This window comes from Mycobacterium sp. ABE4_509 (assembly GCF_056160785.1).
The window spans coordinates 1-5,605 of the sequence record NZ_JBSWXU010000226.1; the positions used below are offsets into that span (position 1 = coordinate 1).

The window sequence follows — 5,605 nt, forward strand, 5'->3', positions numbered from 1 at the left end:
GCGCTGCGCCGCGGCGAAGGCCGCCCGCGGTCCGTCGTGGGCGGCACCGGGCCCCAGACCGAGCCGGCTGGCCGCGTCGGTACCCGACCCGCCGATGATGCGGCGCAGCGACACCATCTCGTCGTCGGTCAATGTGGTTGCCCGGGAACGTAACTGACTGAGCAACCGAAGTTCCTCGAAGGCATGGGTGTCGGCCAGCAGCGGGTCGATGTCGGCGACGATGCGCGCTGAGGCCGCCAGCGGGTTGGCCTGCACCATCTGCCGCAGCGACAGCAGGGCGGTGTGCGCCTTGAGCGAGTCGGACCGCTGGGCGAACTGCTGGTCGACGACGTCGCGCAGCGCGACGAGCCCGCTGCGTTCGAGCAGTTCGTCGGCCAACGCCACCGAGTCGGTCACCCCGGACTGCAGCACGATCACCGAGATCCGGATGCCGAACATGCCGAACCGGTCCAGCAGCGCACGCCGCACCGCTGCCGGCACCGGCAGCGCGCTGTCTTCCCGGACGAACCGGTCGGCCGACAGCATCGCCTTGGCCAGCTCGGCCGGCTCCACCTCGGCCAGCTTGCGCAGCGCCGCGAACTCGTCCTGGCGCAGGGTCCGCGCGGTGAGCGCAAGCAGCCCGGACACCGGCACCACGGCCTGGCAGATGCCGGTCTTGTCCATCTCGGCGGTGAACCGTTTGGCGACCTCGTCGGCGGAGAGCATCGCATCGACGCGCCCCGCCCCGATCTCGTCGGCACGGGCGGCCACCCCGATGACACCGAGCGCGCCCGTCGCTCCCCCGACGAGCGTCCCGATCTGCTTGAGCAGCGCGATGTCGGCGGCGTTGAGCGTGCGCAGCAGGAAGACCACGGCGTCGACGCGGGGGACGCCGTCCTCGGGCACAAGCAGCCGCAGGGTGCGCTCGGAGACGTCGCGCGACAGCGAGGACGTGCCCGGGGTGTCGATGATGGTGGTGTCGACCAGCTCCGAGGCCGGCCACTCGACGTCGAGATCGACCACGTCGTCGGCGTCGAGGTCGGCGAAGTCGAAACTGAGCCCCTCCTCGCGCACGATCGGGACGTTGCGTCGTCGCCCGCCGCGTTCGTTGGCGGTCACCCGCGGGGTGGGCCCGTACCGGAACCAGGTCACGATCCGGGTCGCCTCGGTCGCGTCGGTGGGTGCGATGTCCTCCCCGACCAGCGCGTTGACCAGGGTCGACTTGCCCGCCTTCAACGTGCCGGCCAGCGCGATGCGGATCGGCTGGTTCAGCCGGCGGCCGATGCGCTCGAGCTCGTTGTGCACATCGGCACGCTGACGGTAGGCCGGGTCGGCCTGATAGGCGCGCACGACGGCCGCCAGGATGGCGCCGACCTGGTCACTGGCGCTCATCGCCCGGCAGCGAGTTCGCCGCTGCGGTCGAGCACCTGGCGCAGGATGCTGCTCTGCCGCTCGAGCTCCTTGATCCGCGAATTACGTTCGTTCTCTTCCACTTTGGCGGCCGCGATGGTGGCCTGCAGGGACTCGTTGAGCGACCGGGTGGTCTGGGTGGCGACGCCGCGGTAGTGGTCACGCAACTGCCGCTGGACCTCCTTGAGCCGGTCGCGGGATTCCTTGGCGACCGCGAACGCGACGTCGTCGACGAACCTGCGGACGTTGAGTTTGGCCTCGCTGCGGACCCGCACCATGCGGTTCTCCATGTTCTCTTTGTAGGCCGCGCGGCCCATCAGCGCACCGGCACCGATCGAGACGGGGTTGAACATGCCCAACCCGGCCAGCGAGGTCATCATGCCGAACATCAACACGCCACCATAGGAGCCCTGCAAGCCGATGGTCGCCTTGCGTCCCTTGCCGACGGGTTTGGCCTCGAGTTCGGCCAGCGCCTTGAACTCGGCGACCTCCGCCCCCATGATCTCGGCGCTGATGACCGGGACGTCGACGGCGTCGAGGCCGGCGTCGGTGAAGGTCCGGGCGACCTCCTCGGCGAGCACTTCGGCCCGCTGGAAGGCCCAGACGAAGTTGTCCCCGACCGCGGTGGCGACCGCGTTCTCCAGTTCGGCGCCGATCTCGGCCCACGCCCGGGTCGGATCCCCGGCGTCGATAACCTTTTCGGTGTACTGGGTGATGGCGCGGAACCGGCCACGCAGGTCGTGCTCCACGTCGGCGGACAGGTCGGCGATGCCGTCACTGAGGGTCTGCTGCCACAGCGCCGTCTGCGCCAGGGCGTCCTGCGCCTCGGCCTTGCGCCGCTCCAACTGCGAGCGCAGCGCCTCACGGGTGGCGGGGTCGTCGAGCACCTCCAGCTCAGAACCCACGGCGAGGTGCAGATGTTCTGCGACCGAACGGATCTCGCTGAGTACCTGGTCGCGGATCCGGTCGTGCTCGCGGGATGCCACCTGTTCGGACAGGAAGCTCACGATCGCGGGGAAGTTCGATTCGGCGTTGAGTTCTTTGTCGTTGGTCTTGATCGCGTGGCTGCGCAGCACCGAGGACACCGGGGTGACCGTGACATCCACCCCCGCCCGCTGCAGGTGCCGTTCGTCGGCGGCCACCACGTCGCGCCAGTACGGGTAGAGGTCGGTCTTGGTTGCGACGATTCGGGCCACCGGGCAGATCTGGATCGCCTGGCGTACGAACGTCATCTCCGGCTCGGTGAACTCCTGGCTGGTGTCACTGACCATGAGCAGCGCGTCGGCGTCGGGCAGCAGGCCCAGCGTCGCCGACAGGTGCGGCTGGCCGTGACCTCCCACCCCGGGGGTGTCGATGAACGCGATCCCGCCCTTGAGCAGCGGGCTGGGCGCGCTGACCTCAGCCCGGATCACCCGGCGCCCGGCGGCCAGCGGATGGAAGCGCAGGTCGGTCTTGACGTCGGAGGTCGCGATGTCGACGGCTTCGGGTTCAGCCCCGTCCGCCCGCTGAACGATGATCCGGGCCGAGGGTTCTTCGCCGTAGGTGACGACGGTGGGCAGCACCGTGGATTCGTCGTCGGCGACCCGGGCGACCGGCACGTTGAGCAGTGAGTTCAGCAGCTGGCTCTTGCCCTGTTTGAGCTGGCCGGCGATCACCACCCGGATCTGCGGGTCGGTGATGCGGGATTTGGCACGGGTCATCCGCTCGACGAGGTCGCTGCGCTCGTAGGTGCCGGCGATCGCGGCGGTGTGGTCGATCAACTCGACGAGGACCTTCGCATTGCGGCGTTCGGCACCGGTGACATTGCGGCGCTCGGCGCCGGTGGGTTGGCTGCTGCGCTGACTCATAGATCTCCTAGCGAATCAGGACGATATCGCGACGGTGTGGCGGGATCCCCACGATCCCGCCACACCGTCTGGCCACACCTGTTCGATCAGAACAGGCTCATGTCGTTGTCGAGTTCGGTGCTGATCTCGTTGCTGATGTCGGTGTCGACGGACAGCAGGTCGTCGTCGGAGTAGTCCCGGTTGTCCGAGTAATCCCCGTTGTCCGAGTAATCCCCGTTGTCCGAGTTGTCCTGGTCGGAGTTGTCCGACATGTCGAACGCGTCGCCTTCGGAGACGACGTCGCCGTCGACCACCGTGGTGGTGTCGGTGGTGGACTCGCCCGCGTCGATCACCACCGCCGACTGGTCACCGCCGAGCGAGTCGCCCGTGGTCGTGTCGACGTCGCCGATCACCGGGCCGTCGTTGTCGGAGATGACATCGCCATCCCCGGTCGCGGTGGTGCCCTCGTCCTCGACGTCGTTCTCCTCACCGATGACCACGTTCGAACCGCTGCCGGCCAGCACGTCGCCGGAGTTGGCGGTGTTGCCCTCGCCCTGCACCGACTGGTCGCCGGTGAGGATGTCGCCGTCGTTGTCGTCACCGGTGGCCACTGCGTCGTCGCCGGTGGCCACCGAACCCGACATGTCGCCTTCGGTGATGACCGCACCGTCGGTGGCGGTGGTGGTGGACTTGTCGCCGAAGGTGATGTCGCCGAAGCCGAGGTTCAGCCCGCCCTGCTGGGAGTTGGCGCCGGCGGCCTGGTTCGGGCTCATCAGCGAGGTGTCGTTGTTGCTGGCCCAGTCGGTGTCGTTACGGCTGGCGAACTCGGTGGCGTTGTTGCTGGCCCAGTCGGTGTCGTTGCGGCTGGCGAACTCGGACTGGGTCTCCGGGGCCCAGGTGGTCTGCGGCGAGAACGGCGAGGCGATGCTGTGGTGCTCGGCGACTGCGCGCTGCAGGCCGACGATCGGATCGCCACCGCCCAGGACGGCACCGGCCGGGGCCGCGGTGGCCGCGACCGCCTGCAGCTGGGCCGGGTTGACCGGCGGCAGACCCGCGGTGCGCATGGCCTCCTCCGGATCGGCGACGAACTGCGCTGCCGAGGCCGGGCTGCGGAACAGGTTGATGATGAAGTCGATCAGGGTGTTCATGTCGGGGTCCTTTCATGTCTTTCGACATCTCGCCGGTCATTGGCGCCGGGCGATGTGAGAACCACGCTATGGATCCCCGGAGTCCCTCGGAACGGGGCGACCACCCCTTCTTGGGGGCTTGCAGTTCGGGGTGTAGGGGGGAATGACGTTAGGGGATTAGGGGTGATGGCCGGGGACGGGCCCGGACATCACGGTCACTGCCCGAAAACGTCCAGGTCGGGGGTGTCGTCGGGCAGATCCCCCGGATCCCCCAGGTCCCCCAGCGCCCCGATCCCCGCGTCGGCCACGGTGTCACCCCAGTCTTCGCCGATGGGGGCTTCGACGTCGCCGAACAGCGGGCCCTCGTCGAACACCGGGTCGGGCGCCACCCAGTCGGGTTCGGGATTCGAGCCGGGGGCGTCGACGGCGGGGGCGTCGATCACCGGGAAGTCGCCGACCGGGTCGTCGGCGGCCTGGGCGGTCGGCACGGGCGGCGCGTCGCCGAATGCGTCGAAGGCGGCCACAGCCTGGCCGCTGGTCCACACGTTGTCCTCGACACCGCCCGCCGAGATCGATTCGGATACCACCGGGATCAGGCTGTTGACGTCGAGCCGGGTCACATCGGCGAGCTGGGCGTCGGCAATGGCCTGCTCGGGGTTCGCGGCGTAGCGCGCCGCCGCCTCAGGGTCGCGCACCAGGGACAGCACGAACTCCAGCAACGGGTTCGCCATGAAACGTCCTACTTTCACATCCAGAATACCGTTCGGCCGCTCACCGCCGCAGAACCGAGGGTAGCGGCGAAGACGCCCGCGGAGATCGGTGCTCGCGCCCAAGCCGGACGCCAGCCGATTAGGGGTTCCTCGTTAGGGACTCCGCGCCAATAGGGGATATCCCGGATTCACGGGTCGGTGCCGCTAAGGTGAGGGCCTGCCGAACACAGCAGGAGGTGCGAGTGAGCGACTCACTCGGGTTGTCCGTCGGGACGACCAATTTGGTGGCCGGTGCCATCGGTCGACCGGCGGTGATCCGCCGATCGGTGCTCACCGTCCACCCGGACCGGCCGGCTGAGGTCGGGGTGCCGGGAGAGAACCCGAACCTCGAGCAGCAGCCCCAACCGGACAGCCTCGTGCTCACCGGCTTCGTCGAGCGGGTCGGCGACCCGATCCCGCTGGTCGCGGCGGACGGCTCGGCGCATCAGGCCGAACGGGTCCTGGCCGAAGCCCTCGACGCGATGGCGCGGGCGGCCGGCGGCGGGTCCCCGGT

The 5,605-nt window shown here is 69.1% G+C and carries 4 protein-coding genes and 1 pseudogene; 1 reads left to right on the forward strand and 4 read right to left on the reverse strand.

From position 1 onward, the window contains the following. From ACXAID_RS26880 to ACXAID_RS26895, 4 genes are all read right to left on the reverse strand, one after another. Positions 1 to 1,371: dynamin family protein (locus ACXAID_RS26880; RefSeq protein ID WP_475025226.1), on the reverse strand; the 1,371-nt coding region annotated here is incomplete at its 3' end. Next, positions 1,368 to 3,236 carry a dynamin family protein gene (locus ACXAID_RS26885; protein WP_475025227.1) on the reverse strand — a complete coding sequence of 623 codons (1,869 nt, stop codon included), beginning with the start codon at positions 3,234 to 3,236 and terminating at the stop codon, positions 1,368 to 1,370. The genes ACXAID_RS26880 and ACXAID_RS26885, both read right to left, overlap by 4 nt. An 86-nt stretch (positions 3,237 to 3,322) precedes the next feature. Further along, positions 3,323 to 4,363, reverse strand: a complete 1,041-nt coding sequence (locus ACXAID_RS26890; RefSeq protein WP_475025228.1) for an IniB N-terminal domain-containing protein — start codon at positions 4,361 to 4,363, stop codon at positions 3,323 to 3,325. Between the two features lie 194 nt (positions 4,364 to 4,557). Beyond that, positions 4,558 to 5,073 (reverse strand): Rv0340 family IniB-related protein, encoded by a 516-nt coding sequence (locus ACXAID_RS26895; protein ID WP_475025229.1) that lies wholly within the window; start codon positions 5,071 to 5,073, stop codon positions 4,558 to 4,560. 221 nt (positions 5,074 to 5,294) lie between these two features. Here ACXAID_RS26895 and ACXAID_RS26900 point away from each other — a divergent pair. Further along, positions 5,295 to 5,605 (forward strand): annotated as a pseudogene (locus ACXAID_RS26900) (Hsp70 family protein); the annotation flags it as partial.

What these genes read in the sequence shown, in the direction of transcription:
- ACXAID_RS26885 (WP_475025227.1), bottom strand. Translation starts at nt 3,236, where the DNA reads ATGAGTCAGCGCAGCAGCCAACCCACCGGCGCCGAGCGCCGCAATGTC.
- ACXAID_RS26895 (WP_475025229.1), bottom strand. Translation starts at nt 5,073, where the DNA reads ATGGCGAACCCGTTGCTGGAGTTCGTGCTGTCCCTGGTGCGCGACCCT.
- ACXAID_RS26890 (WP_475025228.1), bottom strand. Translation starts at nt 4,363, where the DNA reads ATGAACACCCTGATCGACTTCATCATCAACCTGTTCCGCAGCCCGGCC.